Genomic DNA, 320 nt, shown 5'->3' with positions numbered 1-320 from the left:
GACGTCAACCGCGATCCTTCCGGCGCCTCGCTCTACCCCGGTCAGGCAACCACCGGCCTATGCCCGACCGAAACCTTCGACGGCGATCCGCTCTATCGCGACGGCGAAGAGCCGGGCCCGTCTGAGATCGACGAGCGCCGCGAGAAGTTCTTTGCACCCTATCACGCCGCCTTGCGGGCCGAGATCGACAGGTTGCGCGCCTTGCATGGCAAGATTGTCCTCTACGACTGCCATTCGATCCGCTCGGTGCTGCCACGGCTGTTCCAGGGCAGACTGCCGGTGTTCAATCTCGGCGCTCTTGCCGTCATTCGTGCCGAGAT

1 protein-coding gene is annotated in these 320 nt (G+C 64.1%); it reads left to right on the top strand.

All coding sequences use genetic code 11. The features are described from left to right. Nucleotides 1-320 (top strand): N-formylglutamate amidohydrolase (locus tag EN852_RS37995; RefSeq protein ID WP_189546561.1); only part of this gene is annotated, 320 nt, incomplete at both ends.

Source organism: Mesorhizobium sp. M2E.F.Ca.ET.209.01.1.1 (assembly GCF_004010375.2).
GTDB lineage: Bacteria > Pseudomonadota > Alphaproteobacteria > Rhizobiales > Rhizobiaceae > Mesorhizobium.
Note: the sequence above shows the minus strand (reverse complement) of the source record. Positions and strands in the feature narration are given on the sequence as shown.